Origin of the sequence: Pseudomonas sp. KCJK9058 (genome assembly GCF_046230975.1) — a bacterium.
GTDB lineage: Bacteria > Pseudomonadota > Gammaproteobacteria > Pseudomonadales > Pseudomonadaceae > Aquipseudomonas > Aquipseudomonas alloputida.
In genome coordinates, this window is sequence record NZ_JBJJLR010000043.1 from 1 (window position 1) to 25,580 (window position 25,580).

Sequence of the window (25,580 nt, forward strand, 5' to 3'; positions counted from 1 at the left end):
GCCCCCGTGCTTTTCAGCGCGGGGGCTCTTCGTAGAATGTGGCGGTGAAGAAGGGATTTGAACCCTTGATACGATTTCTCGTATACACACTTTCCAGGCGTGCTCCTTCGACCACTCGGACACTTCACCGTTTCTCTTCAAGCCTTGCGGCCTGTCGAGGTGCGCTAATTTAGTGAAAGACTTTCCCTTTGGCAAGCATTTTTTTCAATTTTTTCATGTATTTGCACTTGGGCTGCCGTGAGCACTGACCGACCAGTCAGCCTTGCTGCTTTACCTCGCCCCTGGCGCTGGGTAACGTCGTCGCCACGCCAACAAAAGGACTCTGCCATGAGCGAGCTGATTACCTACCACGCCGAAGACGGCATCGCCACCCTTACCCTGAACAACGGCAAGGTCAATGCCATCTCGCCGGACGTCATCACTGCCTTCAATGCAGCGCTGGACCGCGCTACCGAGGAGCGTGCAGTAGTGATCATCACCGGGCAGCCGGGCATTCTGTCAGGCGGTTACGACCTCAAGGTAATGACCCGCGGCCCCAAAGACGCCATCAGCCTGGTCACCGCCGGTTCCACCCTCGCCCGCCGGCTGCTGTCGCACCCGTTCCCTGTGGTGGTCGCCTGCCCCGGCAATGCCGTGGCCAAGGGCGCCTTCCTGCTGCTGTCGGCCGACTACCGCATTGGCGTCGATGGGCCATACAAGGTATGCCTGAACGAAGTGCAAATCGGCATGACCATGCACCACGCCGGCATTGAACTGGCCCGCGACCGCCTGCGCCGCTCGGCCTTCCACCGCTCGGTGATCAATGCCGAAGTGTTTGACCCGCTGGGTGCCGTGGATGCCGGCTTCCTCGACAAGGTAGTACCGGCCGAGCAATTGCAGGAAGCGGCAATGACTGCAGCACGAGAGCTGAAGAAGCTGAACATGCTGGCGCACAAGAACACCAAGCTGAAAGTGCGCAAAGGGCTGCTGGAGGCGCTGGACAAGGCGATCGAGCTGGATCAGCAGCATATGGGCTAACCGCACGGGCCCTTTTCGCGGGTTTGCCCGCGAAAGGGGCGGAACAGGCCTGCACCAAGGTTTGCCCCAACCAGTGCACACCCGTACACTGCCCCGCGACCGTCTGGTGTGAGCCGTACCATGCTTTATTCATTGCGTATGTTCCTGCTGGGGCTGCATTTTCTTGCCGTTGGCGCCGTGGGCCTGATCATTGGTCTGTGCCGCCCCTTCAACCCTGACAACAGCCGCGTTTTCGCCCGGCTCTACAGCTTGCCGGCCACCTGGCTGATGCGCATCAAGGTCAAGGCCGAAGTCGGCCCATTGTGGGACCATCCACCCGGGTGTGTGATCGTGGCCAACCACCAGTCCAACTTCGACCTGTTCGTGCTGGGCCAAGTGGTGCCGCAACGCACCGTCGCCATCGGCAAGAAGAGCCTGGGCTGGATCCCGCTGTTCGGCCAATTGTTCTGGCTGGGCGGCAACGTGCTGGTCGACCGCAAGAATGCCTATCAGGCACGCAGGGCCATACAGAAGACCACCCGGGTTCTGCAGGACGACACCTCGATCTGGATTTTCCCCGAAGGCACACGCAATCCCGGCGAGCATTTGCTGGCGTTCAAGAAAGGCGCGTTTCACATGGCCATCGAGGCCGGTGTGCCGATCGTGCCGGTCTGCGTCAGCCGCTATGCCAGGCGCCTGAGCCTGAACAGCTGGCGCCAGCGCACGGTGATTGTGCGCTCGCTGCCGCCCATTGCCACGACGGGCATGACGCTGCAGGACCTGCCCGCGCTGATCGAGCAATGCCGGGTGCAAATGCAGCAGTGCATTGACCGCATGGAAAAAGAACTGGCCTGATCCGGGGTTGCTCTGGAGCCGGGTACAGCCCAAGCTGTATCCGTGTTCAATCGAATAAGCGGACAACCATGGGTCGAGTCGTGGCATCGGCGGTGTACAGCGCCGGCAGAAAGGTCACCAACATCAGCATCGACGAAGGCAGCGAGTGGGCGCGCAAGCCGGGGCATTTTGTGTGGATCGGCCTGGAAGAGCCCAATGCCGAAGAGCTGGCCAACCTGCAGTCGCAGTTCAACCTGCACGAACTGGCCATCGAAGATGCCCTGGAAAAACACAGCCGGCCCAAGCTGGAAACCTTCGGTGACGCGTTGTTCATCGTCACTTATTCGCCAGTGCGCCACGAAGGCAAACTGGAATTCATCGAGACCCATATCTTCGCGGGCAACGGCTACATCATCACCTGCCGCAACGGCCACTCCAAATCCTACGCCATGGTTCGCCAGCGCTGCGAGGCTCGGCCCCTGCTGCTGGAACATGGCGAAGACTTCGTGCTGTACGCCCTGCTCGACTTCGTCACCGAGAACTACCAACCGGTCAGCGAGGCCATTCATGGCGAGATCGAAGCGCTGGAGGAAAGCGTACTGGGCGGCTCGCTGCGGGAAGACGACATCCGCCGCCTGCACAGCCTGCGCCGTGACATCCTGCGCCTGCGCCGCTACGTGGCCCCCCTGGTTGAAGTGAGCGAAGAACTGCAGCGCCTGAACTTCCCGTTCATCGACAAGAACATGCGCCCGTACTTTCGTGATGTGCAAATTCACGTGACACGGCAGATGGAAGACTTGGCCGGCATACGCGACATTGCCAGCCAGACGATCGAGATCGGCATGCTGCTGGAATCGTCACGGCAAAGCATCGTGCAGCGCAAATTCGCGGCCTGGGCGGCGATTCTGGCATTCCCTACGGCCATTGCCGGGGTTTACGGGATGAACTTCCAGAACATGCCGGAGCTGAGCTGGCACTATGGTTACTTCGCGGTATTGGGGGTGATTGTGACGGGGTGTGCCGGGTTATATGCCAGCTTCAAGAAATCGGGTTGGCTTTGATGGCCTCTTCGCGGGCGCGCCCGCTCCCACAGGTGGCTCACAATTTTCAGCATTGTGCACAACCTGTGGGAGCGGGCGTGCCCGCGAAGGGTTGCCACCGCTTAAGCGGCGCTGTCGCTGGCCTTTGATGGCTGCTGGATGAACCGCAACATCCACTCCCCTACCAAATCTCCCTGGTGCTCGGTGGCCAGGCTGGCAACGGCCTTGTGGTACACCTCGTCACCCAGGTATTCCTGGCGCGCATCGAGCAGTGCGCGGGAGTAGTCATGCACGAATTCCGGATGGCCCTGGAAGCACAGCACCTGGTCGCGAATGTGGTACGCCGCATTCGGGCAGAAATCGCTGGAGGCGATCACCGTAGCGCCTTCAGGCAGTTCGGTCACCTGGTCCTGGTGACTGATCAGCAAGGTCAGTTCCGACACCTCCGGGTCCATCCAGGGCGCATGCGCCGCCAACGAGTAGCGATGAATACCCACGCCCCAGCCTTGCTCAGCCCGCTCGGCCTTGCCACCCAGGGTCAAGGCCAGCAACTGGTGGCCAAAACACACGCCCAGCAGCTTTTCACCGCGCTCGTACAACTTGAGCAGGTAGGCCTTTAGCGTCTGGATCCACGGGTCGGTACCGAACGAATCGGCCTTGCTGCCCGTCACAAGGTAGGCATCGAACTTTTCACTGTCGGCGGGATAGTCGCCGTGCATCACGTTGTACACACAAAATTCGGCGGCAATCGGCTGACGCGAGAAGAGCTGCTCGAACATCCTGCCGTAGCCCTGATATTGCGCCGTCAACTCCGGTCGCAGGACATCGGTTTCAAGGATGCAGATGCGTAACGACATAGGGGTAGTCCTGAACGACATGGGTGGTAATCTGCTGTAGAGACTGCCGCGAAAGGCACGTACAAGCAAGTAGGCTGCACTGACGAACGGTCACATTTCGTCGGCGCCTACCGGGTGCTTGCGCCACTGTCTAGATAGAGCGTGTCAGCTAGATAGCACTTAGCCTCATAGCCAGAGGAATGGTTTTAGTGCACGGTTAGAACAAAGGGTTCTCAAATATGGATAACGCACACCCTACTGTTGAAGGTATATCCACTTTCAAGCGGCAAGCAGTCCGGCGCCATTCAACGCTACTGCGATCGACCCGAAGCGCGACAAGGAAGCCAACGGGTATTCAGGAATAACAACAAGAAGGCGGTCCGCCATGTTCAGACAATCGAAAATTCGCCAAGCTGGGCTCATTTTATTTGCCACCACGTTGCTGTTGATCTTGCCGAACCTGACACGTTTGTTTGGCTGATTGCGGCGGTGGCGCCAACGGGCAACGCACAGGTAACCTGCTGGCCTTGATGGTCGGAGATCGCCTATGCGCCACTGCCTTGCCCTGCTAGCGTTGCTCCTGAGCCTGCCATTGTCGGCGGCGCAACTGCACCTTGAACTGGGCGCGACACCGCGCCAGTGGAGCAGCGCCGAACTGCTTGGCCACCCTGAGGCCCAGGACATCAGCATCGAACAGGACGTATCCTACAAACGCCCCATGCACTATCGGGCGGTGCCACTGGTCACGCTGCTGAAAGGCGTGACTGCCAGCGATCACCTGCAGGCCGTGGCGCTGGATGGCTTTGCCGCCGAAATGCCCGCTGCGCCCTTGCTGCAGCAAGGGCCGGCACGGGCCTGGCTGGCCGTGGAAGACCCCGACACGCCGTGGCCGTCACTGGGTCCAGGCAAGCCAAGTGCCGGGCCGTTCTACCTGGTGTGGACTGCGCCGCAGGCCAGCGGCATCCGCCCTGAACAGTGGCCATTCCAGATCGCCACCCTTCGCAAGCTGGCCCCGGTGGACCAGCGGTTTCCTGCGCTGCTACCCGACCCGAAGCTGCCGGCCGACAGCCCGGTGCGCCAGGGCTTTGCCCTGTTCCAGCAGAATTGCCTGGTGTGCCACCGGTTGAACGGTGCGGGGGATGGGCAGGTGGGGCCGGACTTGAATGTGCCGTATAACCCGACCGAGTATTTTCAGCCGGTTTATTTACGCAAGTTGATACGCGACCCGCAAAGCCTGCGGCGGTGGCCGCAGGCGAAGATGCCGGGGTTTGCCGAAAGTGTGTTGAGTGAACAGGAACTGGATGCGCTGCTGGCCTATTTGGGGCACATGGCAGCGCGTAAGCCTTGAGGGCCTCTTCGCGGGTAAACCCGCGCCTACACGGTGGTGGACACACACCGGGGGTTGAACACAGACCGTCGTAGGAGCGGGTTCACCCGCGAAAGGGCCGGTCCTGCTGGCCAATATCCCCGGCCGTTCATCGTTGCCGCCGCCACCGTATTCGCGGGTGAACCCGCTCCTACAACGGCAGGGGGGTGTCCACCCTCCATCAATGTGTAGGCGCGGGTTAACCCGCGAACGGGCCAACACAAAACTGTCAGGCCGTGAGCCGTTCGTGCTTAACGCCCCACCCTTCCACCTCACCCCCATACGGTGTCACCAACTGCTCGAAGGCCTCTTCAAAGTCGCCAATCCCGCCATGGGTGGCGTACATGACCTTGCTCAGCTCCAGGTGCCAGGCACCGTCGCCCAGCTCCTTCACCTGGGCATTGAGCGATTCCCCGCGAAACTGCCCGGCTGCACGACGGGCCCCTGCTTCGTCCGGGAATACGGCATAGAACTCGATGGGGTGGATCTGGGTGAAGTCGAAACCGCCTGCTTTCATCTGGCGCAGGACGTTGCTGCTGATATCGTCGTTCTGGCTGCTCATGAATCGTCCTCCTGAATAAAGCAATGGATAGACTTTCCGTGCACTACGCACCTGCCGGCAAAGGCCGTGCAGTTCGAGCTGATGCAAGACGCGAATTGTAGCGGCGCCAACCCGCAGAACAGGCAGGCCCTTCTCCAGCGTAGTGCCTGCCAAGGCACCACGCAAACGTGTGGTTCAGGGGACTTCGTGAATGCTGGTGATGGTCACACCGCTATGCTCTTTGAGCCAGCGTGCGGTCGGGGAGATGATACGGTCCTGGAAGTCGTTGAGGTCCAGCTCGTCCATCACCGGAAACAGGTGTGAGCGGATGGCCCGCGCAACGTCTTCCTCGCTGGGGCAATGCTCGGCATGCAACAGCAATGTGGACGGTTCGCCCTTCTGGTCGGCAAAAATGACTTCCCACTCTTTCATTGAACGGACCCTCTCAGTCAACGAACACCAGGTGTGTGATGCCTGAATAACTGACCTTAGGGCGGGGATAATGTTCAGTCCGGGAAATTGTGCGGGGCCCATTCGCAGGCTTGCCCGCGCCCACAGGGCCAGCACAAGGTTCGAACCCTGTGCAAGCCTGTGGGCGCGGGCAAGCCCGTGAATGGGCCGCAACGCGGCCCTGGTTTACTTCGGTGTGCCGTGCACCACGCCAGCGGTGTTATCCAGCAGGCTCTTGGTCGCCGTCTGGATATACGCTTCCAGCTTCTTGAGCATTTCCGGCTGGTCCGGGCTTTCGATCAGTTCGGCCTTGAACTCGCTGCCCAACTGGTAGCGGTACATCCGCGGGCTCATGTCCTTGGACTCGATCAGGATACGGTCACCCTGCACCAACCCGACAATCTGCTCGCTGCCCGACGGTTTGATCATGCCCACGCCCTGGTCACCCTCGGGCAGATTGAGCAGGTCGCGCCCCCAGCACTGGTGGCGAGCCTTGCCACCCAGGCGGCCCATGATGGTCGGCACGATGTCGACCTGGGTACCCACAGTGTGGTTCACCGCACCGAACTTCTCCTGAATGCCCGGGGCAATCAGCAGCAGCGGCACGTTGAAGCGGCCCAGGTCCAGCTCGGTAACCTGCTGGTTGTTGCCAAAGCCATGGTCACCGACGATGACGAACAGGGTGTCCTTGAAGTAAGGCTCTTTACGCGCCTTCTCGAAGAACTGGCCCAGCGCCCAGTCCGAATAACGCATGGCAGTCAGGTGCTCGTCCAGACGGCCCTGGCCGATCACTTTCTCTACCGGCAAGTCCTTCGGCAGGGCGTACGGCGTGTGGTTGGACAGCGTCTGCAGCAGCGCGTAGATCGGCTTCTTGCCATCGTGCTTGGCCAGCTCTTCGTTGCCGCGGTCGAACATGTCCTGGTCGGACACACCCCAGGTCGGGTCGGAGAACACCGGGTTGACGAAGTCATTACGGCCGATGAAGGTGGTCATCCCCTGGTTGCCGAAGAACCCGGACTGGTTGTCCCAGGCAAAGTCGCCGTTGTAGACGTACACGTCGTCGTAGTCACGGGCGCTGAGCAGGGCCGGCAGGCCCGACAGCTTATGGCCGCCTTCCGGGGTCTGCATCAGGTATTCGAAACCTGGCAGGTTGGGGAAACAGGCCATGGTGGCGAACATGCCCTGGTGGGTATGGGTGCCGTTGGAGAAGAAGCGGTCGAACAACAGGCCTTCTTTGGCCAGCTTGTCGAAGTACGGGGTGATGTTGTTAGGGCTGCCAAGCGCGCCTACCGAGTGGCCGGCGAAGCTTTCCATCAGGATCACCACCACGTTCTTGATCGGCAGGGTACGGTCAGCCGGCGGCACAAAGTCGCGGCGGATAGCGGCTTCGTCGGCGTCGACCAGCGTGTCGTGGGCGGTCAGCAGTTGCTCACGCACACTTTGCGTGGCCACGTCCTGCTCCAGGACTGGCTTCCAGATGTTGGCACGGTCCTCGCCAAAACGGCTCTTGGCAGCGTCGATCAGGGTCAGGGTGCCGTTCAGGCCCAGCTGGTTGACGAAGTTGGAGTCCGTGGTAAAGGCATCACCCCAGCGCATTGGCGGGCCCTGGCGCAGGGTGCCACGGGCAGCGACCACGGCCACCAGCAGGATCACCATGAATACCGCCAGGCGCTTGTACCACGGGGCAACGCGGTACAGGCCTTCGGCACGGGTGGCGCGATCGATACCTTTGAACAGCAGGCTCAGCAGCCAGGTCCCGAAGGCCCAGGCCAGCAGGTAGCGGACCACCGGGAAACCGTACCAGAGCATGCTCATGACGGTTTTCGGGTCTTCCTTGATGTATTGGAAAACCAGGCCGTTGAGGCGCTGGTGGAACTCGCGGTAGAAGTCCATTTCCATCAGGCCGAGGAACATCACCACGCTCGAAGCGAGGGTCAGCCAGAAACGGAACACGCCACGCCGGGCCATGGCCCAGGGACTGAGGATGGCCAGCAGCAGCGGAATACTGATGTAAACCACCACCCGCAGGTCGAAGCGCAAGCCGTTGAGGAAGCCTTCGGCGACCGTCGAATAAGGGGTATCGCCGACCATGTCGTTGTTGTAGGCCAGCAGCGCCAGGCGCACGAGGCTGAGCATCAGCATGATCACCAGGCCGCTGAGCAGCGTGTAGGCCAGGTGGGATTTCAAGGTCGGCGAAAATGACGTTCGCGCGCCCTGTTGCTTCAAGGCGTCGGAGTTAGCCATGAATGGGAAGGTCCTAGGATTGCGGTTTGCGAAGAGGCGATGGCGCTAGGCCAACGCAGCATTATGCGGGTGCGGATTCTGTTTAAACCAATGTGAAAATTTTGTCACGGCCCTATTACTGGCTATGTCAGTAACGCGCCTAGAGCCGCACATTCCCCCGCGGCCCGGCAATCGCCCAGATCACCAGCCCCACCACCGGCAACAAGGCAATCAACAAGATCCACAACACCTTGATGCCCACCTCGCTGCCACTCTTGATCACGTTGAGAATGGCCCAGATATCCAGCGCCAGAATGATCAGCCCGACCAGGCTGTTGAAGGTAGATCCCATGTCTGAATTCCTGTCCAGAGGCTTTGCTGCACAGCATAGTCAGCTATCGCAGCAATAGAAGGGAATCCTTGGCGGATGTCGCAGGTCCCTCGGTAGACTGACTGCATTCACTGATTCGAGGTTCGCATGCCACCCACCCACAGCCAAAGCGCCGCCCCCTCTTCACTGCTGCAGGCCTGGCGCCAGCAGGTTACCGATACCCCCTGGCTCAGCGCCGGCCTGGGGCTGAGCCTGCTGGCGGTGTGCGTGCTGCTGGCCGCCAGCCTCTGGAACGCGGTGAACGGCGACCATGCCGACAACCTGCACCTGGCCATGCTGGGCGGGTTGTCCGGCTTTGGCGCCACCGCACTGGGCGCCGTGCTGGCAGTGGTGCTGCGCGATGTCAACGCGCGCACCCAGGACGTGATGCTGGGCTTTGCTGCCGGCATGATGCTGGCCGCCAGCTCGTTTTCGCTGATTTTGCCGGGCCTGGAGGCTGCCCGCGAGATCACGGGCAACGGCCCGGCCGCTGCGTTTACCGTGGTGCTGGGCATGGGCCTGGGTGTGCTGCTGATGCTGGGCCTGGACCGCTTCACCCCGCATGAACACGAAAGCACCGGCCCGTGCGGGCCCGAAGCCGAGCGCATCAGCCGGGTGTGGCTGTTTGTGCTGGCGATTACCCTGCACAACCTGCCTGAAGGCATGGCGATTGGCGTGAGCTTTGCCAATGGCGACATGAACATCGGCCTGCCGCTGACCAGTGCCATCGCCATCCAGGACATCCCCGAGGGGCTGGCCGTGGCACTGGCCTTGCGCGCCACAGGGCTTTCCAACCTGAAGGCCGCGTTGGTGGCGATAGGGTCGGGCCTGATGGAGCCGCTAGGGGCGGTGATCGGGCTGGGGATTTCTACCGGCTTTGCCCTCGCCTACCCGATCAGCATGGGGCTGGCGGCAGGGGCGATGATCTTTGTGGTCAGCCACGAGGTGATCCCCGAAACCCACCGCAACGGGCACCAGACAGCGGCGACCCTGGGGTTGATGGGCGGGTTTGCGGTGATGATGTTTCTCGACACTGCGCTGGGCTGAAGATTGATGTTTCGTGAGCCGGCCTCTTCGCGGGCTCGCCCGCTCCCACAGGGTTATCACAGGGCCTGATGCGCTGGAGTACCTGAGGGAGCGGGCATGCCCGCGAACAAGCAATCACTGGTATCAGATGTGGACGGCGACTTTCAAAGCCTCCAGCGCCGGCTCGACCTTGATGCCCAGCGCTGCACCCAGCTCCATTACCCGCGCCAGGTCCTGCTGCCCCACCATGACCATCTGCAGCTCGTCATCCAGCAACTGGCTGAAGTTGAGCAGCACATAACCCCCCGCCTCCTTGTTCAGCGCGCCCATCTGCACCTGGATACGGTTGAGCGCGGTCAGTGGCTCGGTACGGGCCAGTTGCTTGGGCTTGAGGGTAAACGGCACGCTGTTGTCGAACGAGTCGCTGATCTGCTGGAACAGCGCCTGGTAGCTGTCGGCCTGGAACACCACGGTATCCGGCAGGCTGCCCAGCACCACCCATTCGCCCAAAGGCATCGGGAAAGTGTCGTCGTAGTTGATGTCGGGGTTGGCGGCCAGGAAGGCGGCAGGGTCGGCGTAGGCCTGGGCGGCCTCGTCGGCGATACGCTCGATGTCTGCCTCACGCATGCAGCCGGCGCCAATGAGGCTGATGAATTCGAGCAACTGAGTTTTCATGAAAGGGGGCCTGCGACGGGTGAAAAGTCGCCAAGGATAGCCGCAAATGCCCCCAGGCGGTTAGCCGGCCAGCACTTGCAGGCGCGCGGCGGTGTCTGCTGCGCCCATGGTTTGCGCCGCCATCAGGGCGGTGATGCCACGGGCATCCTGGTGCGCCGGATCGGCCCCTTGTGCCAGCAGGTAGTCGAGGATTTCGCTGCGGTTGAACATGGCCGCCAACATCAGCGCGGTGCGACCGTCCTGCGCGGCGGCATCCACCGGCACGCCATGCTCCACCAGCAGGCGAATCATCGCCAGGTCCCCTTTGAATGCGGCTCCGGCAATCGGCAGCTGGCCATTGTCGTTGGCAATCAGCGGATCGGCACCTTGCGCCAGCAGCACGCGCACCGCCTCGTGGTGACCGTGGTAGCTGGCCAGCATCAGCAGGGTATCGCCCTTGTGATTACGCAGGTTGGCCGGCAGGCCGCTGGCAAGCAAGCGCCCGAGCATGTCGGCGTCGCCCTGGCGGGCACGTTCGAACACCTGCTCGGCGAACGCAGCGGTTTCGTCATCGGTCATGGTGGCGGGTGCGGCTTGGCTGGACATAGGGAACCTCCTGGCATAATTGATGGCCCAAGTGTTCGTCAGGCATGCCATTGCGGTCAAAGGTTCAGATTCTATGAGGCCGATAGGCAAACCCTGACCCGTGCAAAATGCACTGTGCAAAATGCACGACCGTGCAGCCTGCACGATGCCGCTTCTGCAAATTACCCGTAACCGCCTGTATTTACTGGGTTTTTCGCCAACCAGGATTCTGGCACGGTCACTGCAACCATCAACTCATGTCTGCCACACAACAGCCAGGAGTTGATATGGACCTCATCCAGCAAAAGTTCGCCTCGGTATTTTCGGCCTATCAGGTAAATACCAAAGCCCGGCCCGATGGCGGTGTACTGCTTACCCTGCGCGCAGCGGATGGCAAGGTTACCCGACGGGTGCTGACCTACGGGCAATTGCACAGTGCCGAACAGCTGTCCTGGGCGATCAGTGCCATCCGTCGTGACCTGGCTGAAGAGGCCAGTGAGTTGCCGGTCATCTCGATGCTGCAGAGCCAGCAGCGGTTTGCCCTGCCGACTTACCGCTGAGGGGTGTATTGCCTGAACTGGCCTCTTCGCGGGTGAACCCGCTCCTACATGGACTGCGCGATGCCTTAGGGCGGCGCAAACCGCTGTAGGAGCGGGTTAACCCGCGAAGGGGCCGGCAATGCCATTACAACTCGTCGATCCCCAGAAACGCCCGCGCCGTCACATCCCCGGTAAACCGCGCCTGCATGCCCTGCTCGCTGCCATACAAGCGCAACGCCAGGCAAAACGGTGTATCACCCAGCTCAACCCAGCGCCGCGTCCCGGCCGGCACCAGCAGCTGGTCACCCTTCTCGCACAGCACCGAATACACCCAGTCCCCCAGCCGCAGGCCAACCTGCGCCCGCCCGCTGACCACGGCGAACAGCTCGTCGGCATCATGTACATGCTCATCACGCACATCGACCTGTGCCGGGTCTTCACCGTCGCGGTTGAGCAGCGCGAAGGCCTTGCTGCCATGCGCCGTCATCAACTCATCCAGATACCCCCGGCAAACCTCCAGCACCTCGTCCTGGGCCGTGCCCGGGCGCACCCGCAGGCCAGATTCGGCATGCACAAAGCGCACGCCCTGTTCGGCCAACGTAGCGGCGATGTCGTCGTGGTGAGTCAGCACCTTGTTCGGCAGTGCCGGGCTGGCGGGGTGGAAAACGCTGAGAATGCTCATCAGGGGCGGGTCCTGGTCGGTTGCGAACAAAGGGCAATGATAACGGCTGCGGCCAAGGCTGCGGCACTGGCCATACCAAAGGTGAAGGTGGGGCCCAGCAGCTTCCAGCTGTAGCCTGAGTACAGCGCCCCCAGCGCACCGCCGGTACCCGACAGCGCTGCGTAAAGCGCCTGGCCCTGGCCCTGCTGGCGGGCACCGAAGCTGGCCTGGACGAACGCGATGCTGGCGGCATGGAAGCAGCCGAAGGTGGCCGCGTGCAGCAACTGGGCGAAGATCAGTACTGCCGGCTCCTGGGCCAGGTTGCCCAGCAGCAGCCAGCGCAATGCCGCCAGCAGGAAGCTGACCAACAGCACGCGCTGCACGCTGAAACGGGCGAACAGGCGGCTCATGACCATGAACATCAGCACCTCGGCCACCACCCCAAGCGCCCATAACAGGCCGATGGCACCGCGCGTGTAGCCCAAGTGCTCCAGGTGCAGGGTAAGGAAGGTGTAGTACGGCCCGTGGCTGAGCTGCATCAGGGCCACGCACGCGTAGAACGCGATCACCCCCGGGGCACGCAACTGCTGCAGGAAGCCCCCCGTGCCGCTGCGCCCGCCCTGTTCCACCGGCTGGGCATTGGGCACCCACAGGCTGGCGGCAACGATGCCGGCCATGATCGTGACCAGCGCCACCGGGTAGATGTCCAGGCTCAACCACTCGAACAAGCGGCCCAGGCCAACCACGGTGAGGATGAAACCGATCGAACCCCACAGACGTACCTGGCTGTAGCGCGACGTTTGCCCGTGCAGGTGGGCCAAGGTGATGACCTCGAACTGCGGCAGCACCGCATGCCAGAAGAACGCGTGCAGGGCCATCACCAGCGCCAGCCAGGCATAGCTTTTGCCGAAGAAGATCAGGGCGAAGGTGGCCAGGGTGCACAGCGCGCCAAGGCGGACGATCAACAGGCGCTGGCCCGTGCGATCGCCCAGCCAGCCCCACAGGTTGGGGGCCACGCAGCGCATCAGCATGGGGATGGCCACCAGCTCGCCGATGCGCGCCGGGGAGAAGCCCAGGTGGTCGAAGTACAGCGCCAGGAACGGTGCGGTGGAGCCCAGCAGGGCGAAATAGAACAGGTAGAAGCTGGACAGGCGCCAGTAGGGGATGGGTTGCATGGGGTGGCCTTGTGGGGACCTGGGCCGGCCTCTTCGCGGGTGAACCCGCTCCTACATGGGGATATCACCGCCCTCAGGTGCAGTGACAGGGATACCACAGGACCTGAGGGCGGTGAAATCTTTATAGGCGCGGGTTTACCCGCGAAGAGGCCGGTGCAGGTGGATCAGCGCTGGCCCAGCACCGGGGTATTCACTTGCACATCGGCATTCTGCGCACGGTGGCGCAGCAGGTGGTCCATCAGCGCAATGGCCATCATCGCCTCGGCAATCGGCGTGGCACGGATGCCCACGCACGGGTCATGGCGGCCCTTGGTGATGACGTCCACCGGGTTGCCATCGACATCGATCGAGCGGCCCGGGGTGGTGATGCTGGAAGTGGGCTTCAGCGCCAGGTGCGCAATGATCGGCTGACCGGAGGAAATACCGCCCAGAATGCCGCCCGCGTTGTTGCTGAGGAAGCCTTCCGGGGTCAGCTCGTCCCGGTGCTCGGTGCCGCGCTGGGCCACACTGGCAAAGCCGGCGCCGATTTCCACGCCCTTGACCGCGTTGATGCTCATCAGCGCATGGGCCAGCTCTGCATCCAGGCGGTCGAAGATCGGCTCGCCCAGCCCGGGCATCACGCCTTCTGCGACCACGGTGATCTTGGCGCCCACCGAATCCTGGTCTCGGCGCAGCTGGTCCATGTAGGCCTCCAGCTCAGGTACTTTGTCCGGATCAGGGCTGAAGAAGGCGTTCTGCTCCACCGACTCCCAGGTCTTGAACGGGATTTCGATCGGGCCCAGCTGGCTCATGTAGCCACGCACGGTGATGCCCTGGGTGGCCAGGAACTTCTTGGCGATAGCGCCGGCGGCCACGCGCATGGCGGTTTCGCGGGCCGAGCTGCGGCCGCCGCCGCGGTAGTCGCGGATACCGTACTTGTGGTGGTAGGTGTAGTCGGCGTGGGCCGGGCGGAACAGGTCCTTGATGGCCGAGTAGTCCTTGGACTTCTGGTCGGTGTTGCGGATCAGCAGGCCGATCGAGCAGCCGGTGGTGCGGCCTTCGAACACGCCGGAAAGGATTTCTACCTCGTCGGCTTCCTGGCGCTGGGTGGTGTGCCGGCTGGTGCCGGGCTTGCGCCGGTCAAGGTCGTGCTGCAGGTCGGCGAGGGAAATTTCCAGGCCCGGAGGGCATCCATCGACAATGGCGACCAACGCCGGGCCATGGCTCTCGCCAGCGGTGGTGACAGTGAACAGCTTGCCGTAGGTATTGCCGGACATGGACGCTCCGCGAGTTCTGCCTGAAATGGACGAAAGCAGCAGTATACAGATGGTTGGCTCGACTGTGCTGGCCTCTTCGCGGGTAAACCCGCTCCTACACGGTCACCACCAGATTCCAATGGTGTGCAGCCCCCCCGTAGGAGCGGGTTCACCCGCGAAGAGGCCGAACCTGCCACGCACACCCGAGAACCTTCCTGCAAACATTGGGTCAAACCCACATCTCCCCATGTAGTACCGCATGATGTCGCGCCTCGTCGCCTTGCTCTTCCTGCTGTGCACCGGCCTTGCCCAGGCCGCCGCCCCCACTGTACTGCAACGCCCGATCGACCTGGACACCGGCCAGGGCGTGCTGCACGGCAGCCTGCTGCTGCCACAACAGGCCACCCCGCCGCCAGTGGTGCTGATCATCGCCGGTTCCGGCCCCACCGACCGTGACGGCAACAACCCGGCGTCGGGCCGGGTCGACAACCTGAAGCGCCTGGCCCTGCTGCTGGCCAACGAACACATTGCCAGCGTGCGTTACGACAAACGCGGGGTGGCCGCCAGCCAGCCGGCCACGCCTGACGAGCGTGACCTCAGCGTGGAGCGCTACGTGGCCGATGTGGTCGCCTGGAGCCGCAAGCTCAAAGCCGACCCGCGCTTCGGCCCGCTGATCCTGATTGGCCACAGCGAAGGCGCACTGATTGCCAGCCTGGCCGCCGAGCAGGCTGGGGCCAGCGCAGTCATCACCCTGGCCGGCAGCGGCCGGCCGCTGGCCGAGGTGCTGCACGAACAACTGGCCCAGCGCCTGCCGCCCGCGCAACTGGCCGGTGGCAGTGCCCTGCTCGACCGCCTGCAGGCCGGGCAGACCAGCCTGGATGTGCCAGCGCCGTTGCGCCAGGTGTTTCGCCCCAGCGTGCAGCCGTACCTGATTTCGCTGTTCCAGCAAAACCCGGCAGCCGCCTTTGCCCGCCTGCCGATGCCCGCGCTGATCGTGCAGGGGCGCAACGACGTGCAGGTAGACGTGGCCGACGCCCAACGGCTGAAAGCGGCCAAGCCAGATGCACAACTGGTCCTGATTGATGGCATGAACCACATGCTGCGCATCAGCCCCAAGGGCATGAGCCAGCAGCGCGACAGCTACCTCAACCCCGAGCTGCCGCTGGCGCGTGAGCTGGGCGAGCGAATTGTGACGTTCATCCAGCATTTGCCTTCGGCGTAAGTCAAACAGGCTCAGGTCTCAGCCATGCCTGCCGATAAAGCAGGCATAGCTGAGGACAAGCCCTGATGACCACCTCCCCCACCGCCGTCGAGCCGGCCGAAGAACCCCAGGAAATCCCCGCCCTGCCCTGGGCCGAGCTGACCGCCGAACATTTCCAGCTGCTACGCCTGGCAGCACTGCCTACCGACCGCAGCACCGGCGCGCGGCCGCTGCGTTTTGTGCAGTTCGGCTATGCCGAGCGCCATGACAAGGCACACAGCCTGCTGCGCATGGAAATCCAGTTGCCTGGGCAGAAAGTGCACAAAGAGCAGAACCGCCTGGACATCCGCGTCGACCATGCCGAGCGCCTGGCGCGTATTGGCAATGAACATGGCCTGCAACTGGAACCGGTGAACCGTGGCATCGGGCGTTTCATGCTGGCCCAGGCCGCGCAGTGGTTGCAGCGCAGGTGGTCGCACTACCGGGTTGAAGGCATGGCGCTGCCAAGCAAGGATGCCCTGAACGAGGACTCACGCCTGCGCCGTGACCACTGCTTGCGCGGGGTGGGTATCGAGGTGCAGTACGAGGACAGCCAGCACCTGAAGGGCCGTACCGCGGATATGACGGTGGGCCAGCTCAAGGCCGCCTGGAGCAACGAGCGCCTGCAGCGGGTGGAGATTCTGGATGCCGCCAACCTGCTGCAGCAGGCGGACCAGCAACTGCAGGAAAAGGAAGGGCAACTGCGCGAGCGGGATGAGCGCGTGGCCAAATACCAGCGCGAAGACGGCGGATTGCGTTTCACCATTACCTGCCTGGTGGCGTTTGCCGTGTTCCAGGCAGGGCTGTTGATCTGGATTGCAACCCGCTAAGACCGCATCAGCCGGTGGAGATTGGGGCCGCTTCGCGGCCCATCGCGACACAAGGCCGCTCCCACAGATTGATCGCGCACCTGGTGGAGCCTTGTGTCGCGATGGGCTGCAAAGCAGCCCCAAATAGTCTAAACGCGGGCCTTGAACAATTCCTGATGCTGGCGGCACTGCTCGGCGGTGAGCATGAACACCCCGTGCCCGCCACGCTCGAATTCCAGCCAGGCAAAGTCCACCTCGGGGTACAACGCCTCGACATGCACCTGGCTGTTGCCCACTTCGACAATCAGCAAACCCTTCTCGGTCAGGTGGTCAGCCGCTTCGGCCAGCATCCGCCGTACCAGGTCCAGGCCGTCGCTGCCGCAGGCCAGGCCCAGCTCGGGCTCATGGTGGTACTCGGCCGGCATGTCGTCGAAGTCTTCGGCATCGACATACGGCGGGTTGGACAGGATCAGGTCGAAACGCTGCCCCGGCAAACCGCCAAAGCCATCGCCCTGCACGGTGTACACGCGCCCGTCCAGGCCATGGCGCTCGATGTTCTGGTTGGCCACCTCAAGGGCCTGGAACGACAGGTCGGCCAACACCACCTCGGCCTCGGGGAACACGTCAGCGGCGACGATGCCGATGCAACCCGACCCCGTGCACAGGTCCAGAATGCGCGCCGGCTCGCTGGCCAGCCACGGCTCAAAACGTTTTTCGATCAGCTGGCCAATGGGCGAACGCGGCACCAGCACCCGTTCGTCGACGATGAACGACATGCCGCAGAACCAGGCCTCGCCCAGCAGGTAGGCGGCCGGTACACGCTCTTCGATACGGCGCTTGAGCAGGTGCTGAAGGCGTACTCGCTCGTCGTCCTCGAGCATGCAGTCCAGGTAGCTGTCGGCCACCTCCCATGGCAGGTGCACCGCACCCAGCACCAGCAGGCGGGCTTCGTCCCAGGCGTTGTCGGCACCGTGACCGAAGAACAGGTCATGCTCGTGGAAGCGGCTGACCGCCCAGCGGATGTAGTCGCGCAGCGTGCGCAGACGGGATGTGATCACGGGGTACTCCTATTTTCAGACCGGACAAAAGTCTAACAGCCCCACCCGCACATTTGTTCCTTTGCCTTGCCCAAAGGCTAGCCACAGGCCAGTAACCATGCCGCTTGCGTTGTCAACCATTCCCATTGGCGCCAAGGCAGGGGAGAATAGGTATACAAAAGCCCTATCCAAGGAGCCCTTGATGTCCGTTCCAACCACGATGTTTCGCCTCACTGGCCGCGACTATCCGCCGGCCAAGCTGAGCCACGCCAGCCTGATCATCATCGATGCACAAAAGGAGTACCTCAGTGGTCCCCTGAAGCTGTCAGGCATGGACGAGGCCGTGGCCAACATCGCCAGGTTGCTCGACGCCGCCCGTAAAAGCGGCCGTCCGATCATCCATGTTCGCCACCTGGGCACTGTTGGTGGCCGCTTCGACCCCCAGGGGCCGGCTGGCCAGTTCATTCCGGGGCTGGAGCCGCTGGAAGGTGAAATCGTCATCGAAAAACGCATGCCCAACGCGTTCAAGAACACCAAGCTGCACGAAACTTTGCAGGAGCTGGGCCACCTGGACCTGATCGTCTGTGGTTTCATGAGCCATTCCAGCGTCAGCACCACCGTTCGCCGCGCCAAGGACTATGGTTATCGGTGCACCCTGGTAGAAGACGCGTCGGCCACCCGCGACCTGGCATTCAAGGACGGCGTCATTCCGGCCGCGCAGATTCACCAGTGCGAAATGGCCGTGATGGCTGACAACTTCGCTTGCGTTGCCCCCACCGCGAGCCTGATCTGAGCGGCTTGCAGGACCGCCCGGCAGCCGGGCGGAACCCGATGGGCAGCAGCAGGTCGAATTCCGGATATCCACCGAGGAGAGCGGAATGAAGCTTAAAGGCAGTTTCGACGCCAAGCGCCTGCGCCCGCGCGAGCCGCGTAACTGGGGCGCCCGCCTGGCGGCCGGCCTGTCGGCCCTGCTGGCGACGCTGGGCGTATTGCTGGCCATGGCCGGCGTCGCCGGCCTGCTGGGCAACTACCCTGCCCTGCAGGAACTCAACGCCAACAAACCGTTGTCCAGCATCCTCACCGTGGCTGGCTTGCTGTTGCTGTGGCTGGGTGTGCGTTTCTGGCGGCGCAGCCGTATCCGCTTGCGCCGCGGGCGGGAGCTTAACCTGTCGCCGCACCTGATGAAGAAGCACGATTGAGACGCTGCTAACGCGGTCCTTGTGGGAGCGGCCTTGTGTCGCGAAAGGGCCGCAAAGCGGCCCCGGCAATTCATGCAGTGAACTGAAACCCTCGGGGGCGCTGCGCACCGCTTTCGCGACGCAAGGCAGTTGCCCCCCCGATCGCACCGGCCACAAGCCATACGCAATCCCTGTAGGAGCGGGTTTACCCGCGAAGAGGCCCGCACAGGCTGCACACGGCCCCACAGTCGCGTAAACTACGTCGCCTACGTGGAGGCATCATGCAAGACGACGATTTTTCCCTGTTCAAGGCCGAAGTGCGCGGCGTAAAGCCGATCAGCCACGACCGTGCCGACGTCGGCAAGCCCAAGGCCGACCGCCAGAAGCTGGCCGGCCTGCGCCAGGCGGCGACCGTGCGCAGTGACAAGGCCTTGGTCATCGATGGCATGTCCGACCAGTTCGTCATCGACGTAGGCGCCGAAGACGAACTGATGTGGCGCCGCGATGGCGTACAGGAAGGCCAACTGCGCAAGCTGAAGCTGGGGCAGATTCCATTCGAGGGCAGCCTCGACCTGCACGGCATGACGGTGGAAAAGGCCCGCGAAACCTTGTGGGACTTCATCGCCGAAGCCACCAAACTGGAGGTGCGCTGCGTGCGGGTGACCCACGGCAAGGCCGCGCGCCTGGACGGCAAGCGCCCGATGATCAAGAGCCACGTCAACACCTGGCTGCGCCAGCACCCGCAAGTGCTCGGTTTTGCCTCGTGCAGTGCCCGCCACGGCGGCACTGGCGCGGTGTATGTGATGCTGAAGCGAACCATGCTCGAAGGCCGCGACGAGTAACGCCGCGCTTGCAGCGCCGCCCTCACCGCCGTACCCTTCGTTTTTGCGATTTTTTCCCACAGGTAGATCCATGTCCCTGGAACAGAACTACACCGAGATCCTCAGCCAGATTGGCGAGGACGTCTCCCGTGAGGGCCTGCTCGACACGCCCAAGCGGGCTGCAAAGGCGATGAAGTACCTTTGCCGCGGTTATGAGCAAACACTGGAAGAAGTCACCAACAACGCTTTGTTCAGCTCTGACAACAGCGAAATGGTGCTGGTCCGGGACATCGAGCTGTATTCGATGTGCGAACACCACATGCTGCCGTTCATTGGCAAGGCACACGTTGCCTACCTGCCGAAGGGCAAGGTACTGGGCCTGTCCAAGGTGGCACGTATCGTCGACATGTACGCCCGCCGCCTGCAGATCCAGGAAAACCTCAGCCGCCAGATCGCCGAAGCCGTGCAGCAGGTAACCGGTGCCGCGGGTGTGGCCGTGGTGGTCGAAGCCAAGCACATGTGCATGATGATGCGCGGTGTCGAAAAGCAGAATTCGACCATGATCACCTCGGTGATGCTGGGTGAGTTCCGCGATAACGCCGCCACCCGTAGCGAGTTCCTCAGCCTGATCAAGTGATTGGTTGCTGACCCCAAGCCGACCCTTCAGGGTCGGCTTTTGCATTTCAGGAGTTGTCCATGATCGTCAAAGCCCTGCGGGTTGGCCTCGGCCAGCTCATCGTCTTCGGTGACTGGATCAGCCGCCCGGCCAAGCGCAAACGCGACGCGGCCGCCCAGGCCCGCATCGAGCAAGCGGCCAAGGGGCTGGCGCTGTACCAGTTCCACGCCTGCCCGTTCTGCGTCAAAACCCGCCGCACCCTGCACCGTTTGAACGTGCCGGTGGCGCTGCGCGACGCCAAGAACGACCCGGTGCACCGCCAGGCCCTGCAAGAAGGTGGCGGCCGAGTGAAAGTGCCATGCCTGCGCATTGAAGAAGCCGGCAAGGTGACCTGGATGTATGAGTCCAAGGCAATCATCGCTTACCTGGATGAGCGGTTTGCCGCCATCTGACTGACGCTGCAGATCCCTTGTGGGAGCGGGCGAGCCCGCGAAGCAGGCACCGCGGTGGTTGGCACGGGCTGCGCCCGTGTTCGCGGGCACGCCCGCTCCCACAAGCCTGGAGAACAGGTCGGTTTTCAACCCACCATCGGCACATGCCGCGGGTGGCTGCTGACCCGCTCAAGCCAGGCCCTTACCGCCGGAATAAGCGCTTTGCTGCCATCTGACTGACGCTGCAGATCCCTTGTGGGAGCGGGCGAGCCCGCGAAGCAGGCACCGCGGTGGTTGGCACGGGCTGCGCCCGTGTTCGCGGGCACGCCCGCTCCCACAAGCCTGGAAAACAGGTCGGTTTTCAGCCCACCATCGGCACATGCCGCGGGTGGCTGCTGACCCGCTCAAGCCAGGCCCTTACCGCCGGAATAAGCGGTTTGCCGCCATCTGCCTGACGCTGCAGATCCCTTGTGGGAGCGGGCGAGCCCGCGAAGCAGGCACCGCGGTGGTTGGCACGGGCTGCGCCCGTGTTCGCGGGCACGCCAGCTCCCACAAGCCTGGAAAACAGGTCGGTTTTCAGTCCACCATCGGCACATGCCGCGGGTGGCTGCTGACCCGCTCAAGCCAGGCCCTTACCGCCGGAATAAGCGGTTTGCCGCCATCTGACTGACGCTGCAGATCCCTTGTGGGAGCGGGCGAGCCCGCGAAGCAGGCATCGCGGTGGTTGGCACGGGCTGCGCCCGTGTTCGCGGGCACGCCCGCTCCCACAAGGGTTGCGCAAGCGCCTGGAAAACAGGTCGGCTTTCAACCCACCATCGGCACATGCCGCGGGTGGCTGCTGACCCGCTCCAGCCAGGCCCTTACCGCCGGGTACTCTGCCAGGTCGAAGCCGCCCTGCTGCGCCACATGGGTGTAGGCATACAACGCCACATCGGCAATCGAGTAGTGCTCACCCACCAGGTAAGGCGTCATCTGCAACTGACGCTCCATCACCTTCAGCGCCTTGTAGCCGCCCTTGTGCAATTTGCGGTACTCGTCCAGGCGCTCGTCCGGCAGCCCCAGGTAGAACTGGATGAACCGCGCCACGGCAATGTACGGCTCATGGCTGTACTGCTCGAAAAACTGCCACTGCAGAACCTGGGTACGCAGGCGCGGCTCGCTGGGCAGGAACTCGCTGCCATCGGCCAGGAAGTTGAGAATGGCGTTGGACTCCCACAGGTAGCTACCGTCTTCCAGCTCCAGCACCGGTACCTTGCCGTTAGGGTTCATCGCCAGAAACTCAGGCGTTTCGGTCTCGCCCTTGAGGATGTCCACCGGGTGCCATTCATAGGGCCGGCCCAGCAGGCTCAACATGAGCTTGACCTTGTAACAGTTACCCGACTGGTAGTCGCCATAGACCTTGTACATCGACCCTCCCTGCAAAGCAGTTTCGCAATTGCGCCCAATATTTGGCGACTGTACGGCTAAAAGCAATGGCCGCTGTATGGCAAGGATCAACCTTGCTCGCTGTAGTCTGAAAAAACTGCTTACACCTTTACAAGGATTTTATTCATGACCGATGCCACTTCCGCACGCCTGCGGCCCCTGGCAGACACCTCCCCCTCGGCGGTGGTCGCCGGCTTCATTGCCATGCTCACCGGCTATACCAGTTCGCTGGTGCTGATGTTTCAGGCCGGCCAGGCGGCCGGGCTGACCACCGCGCAGATCTCGTCCTGGATCTGGGCGCTGTCGATCGGCATGGCGGTATGCAGCATCGGCCTGTCGCTACGCTACCGCACACCGGTCACCGTCGCCTGGTCCACCCCCGGCGCGGCGCTGCTGATCACCAGCCTGGGTGGGGTCAGCTATGGCGAGGCCATTGGCGCCTACATTACCTGTGCCTTGCTGGTGCTGGTGTGCGGCCTGACCGGCAGCTTCGAGCGCCTGGTCAAACGCATCCCGGCCTCGCTGGCCTCGGCGCTGCTGGCGGGCATCCTGTTCAAAATCGGCAGCGAAATCTTCGTGGCCGCGCAGCACCGTACGCTGCTGGTGCTGGGCATGTTCTTCAGCTATCTGCTGGTCAAGCGCCTGTCGCCGCGTTATTGCGTGCTGGCCGCGCTGTTGGTGGGCACCGCATTGTCCGGCGCGTTGGGCCTGCTGGACTTCAGCGGCTTCCACCTGGAAGTGGCCAAGCCGGTGTGGACCACCCCAAGCTTCTCGCTGGCGGCAACCATCAGCATCGGCATTCCGCTGTTCGTGGTGGCCATGACCTCGCAGAACATGCCCGGCGTGGCCGTCCTGCGTGCCGACGGCTACCAGGTACCGGCCTCGCCGCTGATTTCGGCCACCGGCTTTGCCTCGCTGCTGCTGGCGCCGTTCGGCTCGCATGGGGTCAACCTGGCGGCGATCAGCGCGGCGATCTGCACCGGGCCGCATGCCCATGAAGACCCGGCCAAACGCTACACCGCGGCGGTGTGGTGCGGGATTTTCTACGGCATTGCCGGGGTGTTCGGCGCCACCTTGGCGGCACTGTTCGCGGCATTGCCGAAAGAACTGGTGCTGTCGATTGCGGCACTGGCCCTGTTTGGTTCGATCATGAACGGTTTGACCGTGGCCATGAGCGAGGCGCGTGAGCGGGAGGCAGCGGTGATCACCTTTATGGTGACCGCTTCGGGGCTGACCTTGTTCTCGATTGGTTCGGCGTTCTGGGGGATTGTGGCGGGGGTGTTGGCCTTGGTGATTCTTAACCCGCGCAGGGGGTGAGGGTTGTTGTTGCCTGGGGTGGCCTCTTCGCGGGTAAACCCGCTCCTACGACGGGAAATCACACAACCCGCGAATGGGCCGGCACAGGCAACGAGATTACAACCTGAAATGCCCCACCATGCCCTTCAAATCGGTGCCCAGCTGCGCCAGCTCGACACTGGACCGGGCATTGTCCTGCATCGCCAACGCCGCCTGGTCCGCACTGCCACGAATCTGCGTGACACTGCGGCTGATCTCTTCCGCCACCGAACTCTGCTGCTCGGCGGCTGCGGCAATCTGCTGGTTCATCTGCTGAATCAATGACACCGCTGCGGCAATGCTGCCCAGCGCACTTTCGGTCTGCAGTGCATCGGCCACGGCCAGCCGCACCAGCTCGGTACTGCCGCGGATCTGCGTCACTGACTGCTGGGCATTGCCGCGCAGGCTGGCCACCAAGGTCTCGATCTGCTCGGTGGATTGCCGGGTACGCCGCGCCAGGGCGCGCACTTCATCGGCCACCACGGCAAATCCGCGCCCCTGCTCGCCGGCGCGGGCAGCCTCGATGGCAGCATTAAGCGCCAGCAGGTTGGTTTGCTCGGCCACGCTCTTGATCACTTCCAGCACGTCACCAATGGTGTGGATTTCGGCACTGAGGCTGTCGATGCCGGCGCTGGCAGCTTCTGCCGCCGACGCCAGCTGCTCGATGCGCTGCATGCTCTGGCGCACCACCTGCTGGCCGGTGTCGACCTTCTCGTCCGCCGCCTGGGCCGCCTGCGCCGCCTCCTCGGCATTGCGCGCCACATCGTGCACGGTGGCAGTCATCTGCTGCATGGCGGTCGCCACCTGCTCGGTTTCCTCCTTCTGGCTGCCCACCTCGCGGTTGGTCTGCTCAGTCACCGTCGACAACGCCTGGGCGCTGCCGGCCAATTGTTCGATGCCCTGCTGCAAGCCGCTGACAATGCCCGAGAGCCCCGCCGCCATCTGCTGCATGGCCTGCATCAGTTGCCCCACCTCATCCCGGCGCGGCGCCTGGGCGTCGAAGCCCAGCTCACCCGCCGCAATGCGCTGGGCACGGGCAATCACATGCTTCAACGGGCCGACCACAGCCCGGGTAATCAGCCAGGCCGCCAACACGCCTACAAGCAGCGCCAGCGCCGTGGCCAGGCCGATGGCCAAGGCATTACGCTGCAGCTCGCCCTGCAGGGCCTGCTCCTGCCCAAGATAGGCCTGGTCGACACGCCCGGTAACCCGCTCGGCGCTGGCTTGCAACTGCGCCTTGAGCCCCTGCTCGCGGGCCAGCTGGTCAGTGTATTCGTTGAGTTTTTCCGAGAAACTGCCAATGTGCCCCGCCACTTCGCCCAACACACTCTGGTAACCGGCATCGCCAACCGCGCCTTGCAACTGGCTGACCAGGCCAGCGGCCTCCACCGTCTGGGCAATACGCTCCTGGCTCACACCCTCCTCGCCCTTGCGGCTTTTTTCCAGGCGTACCCGTGCTTCGTCCATGGCCTGCAGCATCAGCCGCGACACCTGGGCCACCTGCGCGGCTTGCTCCAGAAACTCGCCACCCTGCTGGCCCTGGGACTGCTTGAGGGTGTACACGCCGTCATCGGCCAGGCCGGCCTGCAGCACATCAAGGTTGTTGGACACGTTGGACACCGACCAGCTGGCCATGTCCAGCGCCAGCTCCTTGGCTTGCACGGCCTCGACAAAGGCTTCGAAGGCCTGGCCATAGGCCGCAAGATCGGTTTGCGCCGCCGCCAGCGCCGGCAGGCCGCGGGCGCGTTCCACCAAGCCCTGCAGGCCGCCACGCAAGGCGTCGGCCTGCTGCATGTCGGAGCGCAGGGCAAACGCCTGCTCATGCTCGCGCAAACGCAGCAAGTCGGTATTGAACTGGGCCAGCTGACGCAAGCTGTCGAAGCGCTGGCCAACGCTGTGCAACGCCGCGACGCCGATAGCCGCCACCGCCAGTGTCAGCAGCAGCACCAAGGCAAAGCCCAGGCCAAGTTTGCGGGCCATGCCCAGGTTGGCCAGCACACCGTGCTTGCTCGCGCCCATCGCCGATCCCCTTTCAGCCAGTGAGGTTATCCCGAAGGCTAAGGGTGGCAACGTTGTCTGCCAATGAACAAGGGGCTGACGTCAGAATAGTGTCAAATAGCTATGTCTTGTCGTTTTTGGCTGCAAAAGGGTCGCTTT

27 protein-coding genes, 1 tRNA gene and 2 pseudogenes are annotated in these 25,580 nt (G+C 63.1%); 14 read left to right on the forward strand and 16 right to left on the reverse strand.

Annotated elements, in window-relative coordinates; all coding sequences use genetic code 11:
- Positions 1-39 precede the first annotated feature (39 nt).
- A tRNA-Ser gene (locus tag ACK59Z_RS20175) sits at positions 40-129 on the reverse strand.
- Between the two features lie 198 nt (positions 130-327).
- On the opposite strand from ACK59Z_RS20175, the gene ACK59Z_RS20180 reads away from it, so the two are divergent.
- From ACK59Z_RS20180 to ACK59Z_RS20190, 3 genes are all read left to right on the forward strand, one after another.
- Positions 328-1,017 carry a crotonase/enoyl-CoA hydratase family protein gene (locus ACK59Z_RS20180; protein ID WP_100774550.1) on the forward strand — a complete coding sequence of 230 codons (690 nt, stop codon included), beginning with the start codon at positions 328-330 and terminating at the stop codon, positions 1,015-1,017.
- Between the two features lie 120 nt (positions 1,018-1,137).
- Positions 1,138-1,851, forward strand: a complete 714-nt coding sequence (locus tag ACK59Z_RS20185; protein WP_004577086.1) for a 1-acyl-sn-glycerol-3-phosphate acyltransferase — start codon at positions 1,138-1,140, stop codon at positions 1,849-1,851.
- A 68-nt stretch (positions 1,852-1,919) separates the two neighbouring features.
- Entirely contained in the window at positions 1,920-2,891 is a 972-nt protein-coding gene (locus tag ACK59Z_RS20190; protein ID WP_100774552.1) for a magnesium and cobalt transport protein CorA, read from the forward strand.
- Positions 2,892-2,992: 101 nt separating this feature from the next.
- On the opposite strand, the gene ACK59Z_RS20195 is transcribed toward ACK59Z_RS20190, so the two are convergent.
- Positions 2,993-3,727, reverse strand: coding sequence for an amidotransferase (locus ACK59Z_RS20195; protein ID WP_003252828.1), 735 nt, complete (start codon positions 3,725-3,727; stop codon positions 2,993-2,995).
- A gap of 526 nt (positions 3,728-4,253) precedes the next feature.
- On the opposite strand from ACK59Z_RS20195, the gene ACK59Z_RS20200 reads away from it, so the two are divergent.
- Positions 4,254-5,054 (forward strand): cytochrome c, encoded by an 801-nt coding sequence (locus tag ACK59Z_RS20200; protein WP_004577085.1) that lies wholly within the window; start codon positions 4,254-4,256, stop codon positions 5,052-5,054.
- 247 nt (positions 5,055-5,301) lie between these two features.
- On the opposite strand, the gene ACK59Z_RS20205 is transcribed toward ACK59Z_RS20200, so the two are convergent.
- The 4 genes from ACK59Z_RS20205 to ACK59Z_RS20220 form a co-directional block, all read right to left on the reverse strand.
- Positions 5,302-5,634: a ribonuclease E inhibitor RraB gene (locus ACK59Z_RS20205; protein WP_003252824.1), complete on the reverse strand. Its 333-nt coding sequence runs from the start codon at positions 5,632-5,634 to the stop codon at positions 5,302-5,304.
- Between the two features lie 174 nt (positions 5,635-5,808).
- On the reverse strand, positions 5,809-6,045 hold the full coding sequence (locus ACK59Z_RS20210; protein WP_003252823.1) for a hypothetical protein: 237 nt from the start codon (positions 6,043-6,045) through the stop codon (positions 5,809-5,811).
- A gap of 204 nt (positions 6,046-6,249) precedes the next feature.
- Positions 6,250-8,307, reverse strand: a complete 2,058-nt coding sequence (locus tag ACK59Z_RS20215; RefSeq protein WP_409293602.1) for an LTA synthase family protein — start codon at positions 8,305-8,307, stop codon at positions 6,250-6,252.
- A gap of 139 nt (positions 8,308-8,446) precedes the next feature.
- A complete protein-coding gene (locus ACK59Z_RS20220) occupies positions 8,447-8,638 on the reverse strand; it encodes a PLDc N-terminal domain-containing protein (protein ID WP_003252818.1) in 192 nt (63 codons plus the stop codon).
- A 126-nt stretch (positions 8,639-8,764) separates the two neighbouring features.
- On the opposite strand from ACK59Z_RS20220, the gene ACK59Z_RS20225 reads away from it, so the two are divergent.
- The gene (locus ACK59Z_RS20225; RefSeq protein ID WP_003252816.1) at positions 8,765-9,703 is read left to right on the forward strand and encodes a ZIP family metal transporter; all 939 of its coding nucleotides are present in this window, start codon (positions 8,765-8,767) and stop codon (positions 9,701-9,703) included.
- A gap of 123 nt (positions 9,704-9,826) precedes the next feature.
- Here the strand turns inward: ACK59Z_RS20225 and ACK59Z_RS20230 are convergent, their stop codons facing one another.
- Positions 9,827-10,357 carry a hypothetical protein gene (locus tag ACK59Z_RS20230; protein ID WP_003252814.1) on the reverse strand — a complete coding sequence of 177 codons (531 nt, stop codon included), beginning with the start codon at positions 10,355-10,357 and terminating at the stop codon, positions 9,827-9,829.
- 60 nt (positions 10,358-10,417) lie between these two features.
- Positions 10,418-10,942 (reverse strand): ankyrin repeat domain-containing protein, encoded by a 525-nt coding sequence (locus ACK59Z_RS20235; protein WP_003252811.1) that lies wholly within the window; start codon positions 10,940-10,942, stop codon positions 10,418-10,420.
- Positions 10,943-11,208: 266 nt separating this feature from the next.
- Between ACK59Z_RS20235 and ACK59Z_RS20240 the strand changes: the two genes are divergently transcribed.
- The gene (locus ACK59Z_RS20240) at positions 11,209-11,481 is read left to right on the forward strand and encodes a DUF3509 domain-containing protein (protein WP_003252809.1); all 273 of its coding nucleotides are present in this window, start codon (positions 11,209-11,211) and stop codon (positions 11,479-11,481) included.
- 124 nt (positions 11,482-11,605) lie between these two features.
- On the opposite strand, the gene ACK59Z_RS20245 is transcribed toward ACK59Z_RS20240, so the two are convergent.
- The 3 genes from ACK59Z_RS20245 to aroC all read right to left on the reverse strand — a co-directional run bounded on the left by ACK59Z_RS20245 (position 11,606) and on the right by aroC (position 14,552).
- Entirely contained in the window at positions 11,606-12,142 is a 537-nt protein-coding gene (locus tag ACK59Z_RS20245; protein WP_409293603.1) for an oxidase, read from the reverse strand.
- Positions 12,142-13,296, reverse strand: a complete 1,155-nt coding sequence (locus ACK59Z_RS20250) for an MFS transporter (protein WP_004577081.1) — start codon at positions 13,294-13,296, stop codon at positions 12,142-12,144. Before ACK59Z_RS20250 ends, ACK59Z_RS20245 begins: the two co-directional genes overlap by 1 nt.
- 164 nt (positions 13,297-13,460) lie before the next feature.
- Positions 13,461-14,552: a chorismate synthase gene (gene aroC, locus ACK59Z_RS20255; protein WP_060538718.1), complete on the reverse strand. Its 1,092-nt coding sequence runs from the start codon at positions 14,550-14,552 to the stop codon at positions 13,461-13,463.
- A gap of 238 nt (positions 14,553-14,790) precedes the next feature.
- Here aroC and ACK59Z_RS20260 point away from each other — a divergent pair, with 238 nt between their 5' ends.
- Both ACK59Z_RS20260 and ACK59Z_RS20265 read left to right on the forward strand, forming a co-directional pair.
- Positions 14,791-15,753, forward strand: a complete 963-nt coding sequence (locus tag ACK59Z_RS20260) for an alpha/beta hydrolase (protein ID WP_003252801.1) — start codon at positions 14,791-14,793, stop codon at positions 15,751-15,753.
- A 65-nt stretch (positions 15,754-15,818) separates the two neighbouring features.
- Positions 15,819-16,601, forward strand: coding sequence for a hypothetical protein (locus ACK59Z_RS20265; RefSeq protein ID WP_409293604.1), 783 nt, complete (start codon positions 15,819-15,821; stop codon positions 16,599-16,601).
- A gap of 128 nt (positions 16,602-16,729) precedes the next feature.
- Here the strand turns inward: ACK59Z_RS20265 and prmB are convergent, their stop codons facing one another.
- Positions 16,730-17,638, reverse strand: a complete 909-nt coding sequence (gene prmB, locus ACK59Z_RS20270; RefSeq protein ID WP_003252797.1) for a 50S ribosomal protein L3 N(5)-glutamine methyltransferase — start codon at positions 17,636-17,638, stop codon at positions 16,730-16,732.
- Between the two features lie 181 nt (positions 17,639-17,819).
- Between prmB and ACK59Z_RS20275 the strand changes: the two genes are divergently transcribed.
- From ACK59Z_RS20275 to ACK59Z_RS20295, 5 genes are all read left to right on the forward strand, one after another.
- Positions 17,820-18,410: a cysteine hydrolase family protein gene (locus ACK59Z_RS20275; RefSeq protein ID WP_003252796.1), complete on the forward strand. Its 591-nt coding sequence runs from the start codon at positions 17,820-17,822 to the stop codon at positions 18,408-18,410.
- An 85-nt stretch (positions 18,411-18,495) separates the two neighbouring features.
- Entirely contained in the window at positions 18,496-18,816 is a 321-nt protein-coding gene (locus ACK59Z_RS20280) for a hypothetical protein (RefSeq protein ID WP_004577080.1), read from the forward strand.
- Positions 18,817-19,076: 260 nt separating this feature from the next.
- A complete protein-coding gene (locus ACK59Z_RS20285) occupies positions 19,077-19,637 on the forward strand; it encodes a Smr/MutS family protein (protein WP_003252791.1) in 561 nt (186 codons plus the stop codon).
- Between the two features lie 70 nt (positions 19,638-19,707).
- Positions 19,708-20,253 carry a GTP cyclohydrolase I FolE gene (folE, locus tag ACK59Z_RS20290; RefSeq protein ID WP_003252789.1) on the forward strand — a complete coding sequence of 182 codons (546 nt, stop codon included), beginning with the start codon at positions 19,708-19,710 and terminating at the stop codon, positions 20,251-20,253.
- 59 nt (positions 20,254-20,312) lie between these two features.
- Complete coding sequence (locus tag ACK59Z_RS20295; protein WP_010952857.1) at positions 20,313-20,684, forward strand: glutaredoxin; 372 nt, start codon at positions 20,313-20,315, stop codon at positions 20,682-20,684.
- Between the two features lie 340 nt (positions 20,685-21,024).
- Here the strand turns inward: ACK59Z_RS20295 and ACK59Z_RS20300 are convergent.
- Positions 21,025-21,090 (reverse strand): annotated as a pseudogene (locus ACK59Z_RS20300) (glutathione S-transferase family protein); the annotation flags it as partial.
- A gap of 377 nt (positions 21,091-21,467) precedes the next feature.
- The gene (locus tag ACK59Z_RS20305; RefSeq protein WP_003252786.1) at positions 21,468-22,070 is read right to left on the reverse strand and encodes a glutathione S-transferase family protein; all 603 of its coding nucleotides are present in this window, start codon (positions 22,068-22,070) and stop codon (positions 21,468-21,470) included.
- 144 nt (positions 22,071-22,214) lie between these two features.
- Between ACK59Z_RS20305 and ACK59Z_RS20310 the strand changes: the two genes are divergently transcribed.
- On the forward strand, positions 22,215-23,405 hold the full coding sequence (locus tag ACK59Z_RS20310) for a benzoate/H(+) symporter BenE family transporter (RefSeq protein WP_003252785.1): 1,191 nt from the start codon (positions 22,215-22,217) through the stop codon (positions 23,403-23,405).
- A gap of 96 nt (positions 23,406-23,501) precedes the next feature.
- On the opposite strand, the gene ACK59Z_RS20315 is transcribed toward ACK59Z_RS20310, so the two are convergent.
- Together ACK59Z_RS20315 and ACK59Z_RS20320 are read right to left on the reverse strand one after the other, a co-directional pair.
- Positions 23,502-24,383: a methyl-accepting chemotaxis protein gene (locus ACK59Z_RS20315; protein WP_370626784.1), complete on the reverse strand. Its 882-nt coding sequence runs from the start codon at positions 24,381-24,383 to the stop codon at positions 23,502-23,504.
- A gap of 27 nt (positions 24,384-24,410) precedes the next feature.
- Positions 24,411-25,442: pseudogene (locus ACK59Z_RS20320) on the reverse strand (methyl-accepting chemotaxis protein); the annotation flags it as partial.
- Between the last annotated feature and the right edge of the window lie 138 nt (positions 25,443-25,580).

What these genes read in the sequence shown, in the direction of transcription:
- ACK59Z_RS20180 (WP_100774550.1), top strand. Translation starts at nt 328, where the DNA reads ATGAGCGAGCTGATTACCTACCACGCCGAAGACGGCATCGCCACCCTT.
- ACK59Z_RS20185 (WP_004577086.1), top strand. Translation starts at nt 1,138, where the DNA reads ATGCTTTATTCATTGCGTATGTTCCTGCTGGGGCTGCATTTTCTTGCC.
- ACK59Z_RS20190 (WP_100774552.1), top strand. Translation starts at nt 1,920, where the DNA reads ATGGGTCGAGTCGTGGCATCGGCGGTGTACAGCGCCGGCAGAAAGGTC.
- ACK59Z_RS20195 (WP_003252828.1), bottom strand. Translation starts at nt 3,727, where the DNA reads ATGTCGTTACGCATCTGCATCCTTGAAACCGATGTCCTGCGACCGGAG.
- ACK59Z_RS20200 (WP_004577085.1), top strand. Translation starts at nt 4,254, where the DNA reads ATGCGCCACTGCCTTGCCCTGCTAGCGTTGCTCCTGAGCCTGCCATTG.
- ACK59Z_RS20205 (WP_003252824.1), bottom strand. Translation starts at nt 5,634, where the DNA reads ATGAGCAGCCAGAACGACGATATCAGCAGCAACGTCCTGCGCCAGATG.
- ACK59Z_RS20210 (WP_003252823.1), bottom strand. Translation starts at nt 6,045, where the DNA reads ATGAAAGAGTGGGAAGTCATTTTTGCCGACCAGAAGGGCGAACCGTCC.
- ACK59Z_RS20215 (WP_409293602.1), bottom strand. Translation starts at nt 8,307, where the DNA reads ATGGCTAACTCCGACGCCTTGAAGCAACAGGGCGCGCGAACGTCATTT.
- ACK59Z_RS20220 (WP_003252818.1), bottom strand. Translation starts at nt 8,638, where the DNA reads ATGGGATCTACCTTCAACAGCCTGGTCGGGCTGATCATTCTGGCGCTG.
- ACK59Z_RS20225 (WP_003252816.1), top strand. Translation starts at nt 8,765, where the DNA reads ATGCCACCCACCCACAGCCAAAGCGCCGCCCCCTCTTCACTGCTGCAG.
- ACK59Z_RS20230 (WP_003252814.1), bottom strand. Translation starts at nt 10,357, where the DNA reads ATGAAAACTCAGTTGCTCGAATTCATCAGCCTCATTGGCGCCGGCTGC.
- ACK59Z_RS20235 (WP_003252811.1), bottom strand. Translation starts at nt 10,942, where the DNA reads ATGTCCAGCCAAGCCGCACCCGCCACCATGACCGATGACGAAACCGCT.
- ACK59Z_RS20240 (WP_003252809.1), top strand. Translation starts at nt 11,209, where the DNA reads ATGGACCTCATCCAGCAAAAGTTCGCCTCGGTATTTTCGGCCTATCAG.
- ACK59Z_RS20245 (WP_409293603.1), bottom strand. Translation starts at nt 12,142, where the DNA reads ATGAGCATTCTCAGCGTTTTCCACCCCGCCAGCCCGGCACTGCCGAAC.
- ACK59Z_RS20250 (WP_004577081.1), bottom strand. Translation starts at nt 13,296, where the DNA reads ATGCAACCCATCCCCTACTGGCGCCTGTCCAGCTTCTACCTGTTCTAT.
- aroC (WP_060538718.1), bottom strand. Translation starts at nt 14,552, where the DNA reads ATGTCCGGCAATACCTACGGCAAGCTGTTCACTGTCACCACCGCTGGC.
- ACK59Z_RS20260 (WP_003252801.1), top strand. Translation starts at nt 14,791, where the DNA reads ATGATGTCGCGCCTCGTCGCCTTGCTCTTCCTGCTGTGCACCGGCCTT.
- ACK59Z_RS20265 (WP_409293604.1), top strand. Translation starts at nt 15,819, where the DNA reads ATGACCACCTCCCCCACCGCCGTCGAGCCGGCCGAAGAACCCCAGGAA.
- ACK59Z_RS20275 (WP_003252796.1), top strand. Translation starts at nt 17,820, where the DNA reads ATGTCCGTTCCAACCACGATGTTTCGCCTCACTGGCCGCGACTATCCG.
- ACK59Z_RS20280 (WP_004577080.1), top strand. Translation starts at nt 18,496, where the DNA reads ATGAAGCTTAAAGGCAGTTTCGACGCCAAGCGCCTGCGCCCGCGCGAG.
- ACK59Z_RS20285 (WP_003252791.1), top strand. Translation starts at nt 19,077, where the DNA reads ATGCAAGACGACGATTTTTCCCTGTTCAAGGCCGAAGTGCGCGGCGTA.
- folE (WP_003252789.1), top strand. Translation starts at nt 19,708, where the DNA reads ATGTCCCTGGAACAGAACTACACCGAGATCCTCAGCCAGATTGGCGAG.
- ACK59Z_RS20295 (WP_010952857.1), top strand. Translation starts at nt 20,313, where the DNA reads ATGATCGTCAAAGCCCTGCGGGTTGGCCTCGGCCAGCTCATCGTCTTC.
- ACK59Z_RS20305 (WP_003252786.1), bottom strand. Translation starts at nt 22,070, where the DNA reads ATGTACAAGGTCTATGGCGACTACCAGTCGGGTAACTGTTACAAGGTC.
- ACK59Z_RS20310 (WP_003252785.1), top strand. Translation starts at nt 22,215, where the DNA reads ATGACCGATGCCACTTCCGCACGCCTGCGGCCCCTGGCAGACACCTCC.
- ACK59Z_RS20315 (WP_370626784.1), bottom strand. Translation starts at nt 24,383, where the DNA reads ATGCAGGCCATGCAGCAGATGGCGGCGGGGCTCTCGGGCATTGTCAGC.